Raw genomic sequence first — 1407 nt, 5'->3', positions numbered from 1 at the left:
GTCGGGGGTGAATACCAGTTCGGTGACGTCCGCCGTCCCCTCCGTGGCATCGGAACTGGCGATCGGGATGGTCACATTTGCGGAGGGTTGGCTGGTGAGAACGACGGTAAATGTGTCCGTCCCCCCGGCTTCCGTCGTGGTCAACCCTGTTGTGGGATCGACCGTGATTCCCGCCTGTGCCAGGTTCAGAGTCAGAGATTGGGCATCGAGTTCATAAACTACACCGTCTTCACTTGGGTTATCACTAGAGGTAAAATTAATCGTTGTTCCGGTAAATCCGTCAAGCGTTGTAAAATTTGCATTGTAGAGCGTTACCGGGTATGTCTGATCGTCACCAGGCCATACAGGGTTTTGGCTAATCCACCCGATAACAATGTAAGAATCTGTATTGGGATCGCCATCATCCACCCCACTTTGATTCTCTGAATTTTCTGAAGGGTTGGTCACAAAAACGTCAAATGATTCTAAATTCTCGACTGCACCAAAGTCTATAGCTTCCGAATCAAAATGGAGTCGCAATGTCAATCCGTTCAAGGTGTTATTTACAGGATTGGCGGTCTCATATGTTACCCCAAATGAGAAGGGACTATTTTCGGCGACGCTCAACGACAAAGGATTGGTTCTAATAACTTGTTCTGGCATTTTTAAAGCTCTCCTTTCAGTTGCTTGGGGGACTTCATACTTTAGATTATCTTGGGGTCGGGCTAACATTTCAAGCGCCTCAACTCATCCCCTGTAGTCCGAAGTACATCATTTTACCCACGGTATTATACAGGCTTAGAGACCCAAAAACTTGATCGGATGTTCCCGAATATTTTTTTAATTTTAGCCCGATTTTGGTTCCCAATTTTCAGATTTTAAAAAATTGAAAAAGAACCCCATTTCATCATCCGGAAACCTGCCCGGAGATTTGATTTATATTGTTCTCTGAGCAGGTTTTTCTAGCCGATTCTTTTTTGGGAGGCGTTCAGAGTATTGAGTCGCTAATATCCAAGCAGAATTGCCGACTCAATACTCAGCAGCTTTTGCACCTCAGATCTCAAAACTATCATCCGTGTCTGTTGACAGAAGATCGATGTCTTCCGCTTCAGACGAGAACTCTACTCCGGAGATGGAACTTTCCTCGTCGGCATCCACCAGTGGGAAGCTGTCTTCAATCACTTCGACACCTTCATCAGTGAGATCGGATTCTGACTGATTTGCAATCAGAGTATCCGCATCATCACTTTCATCCGTGGGATCTAACAGGGGATCGTCGGCTCCCGAATCTTCAGGATCTTCAGGTGCTTCTCCTGTCAAAACATCGGCTTCACTACCCGAATCATCGGAGTCGGTATCCTCGGCGATGTCCTCTTCCTCAGACTCATCGGAATCGGTATCCTCGGCGATGTCCTCTTCCTCAGACTC

1 protein-coding gene and 1 pseudogene are annotated in these 1407 nt (G+C 46.8%); both read right to left on the bottom strand.

What is annotated here, in order from left to right; genetic code table 11:
• Positions 1 to 642, bottom strand: a pseudogene (locus LKE08_RS12955) (calcium-binding protein); the annotation flags it as partial.
• Between the two features lie 390 nt (positions 643 to 1032).
• On the bottom strand, positions 1033 to 1407 hold a 375-nt coding region (locus tag LKE08_RS12950), incomplete at its 5' end, for a hypothetical protein (RefSeq protein ID WP_324704648.1).

It is taken from the genome of Lyngbya sp. CCY1209, assembly GCF_035615495.1.
Classification (GTDB): Bacteria; Cyanobacteriota; Cyanobacteriia; order Cyanobacteriales; family Microcoleaceae; genus Limnospira.
This window is presented reverse-complemented; position numbering and strand designations above follow the sequence as displayed.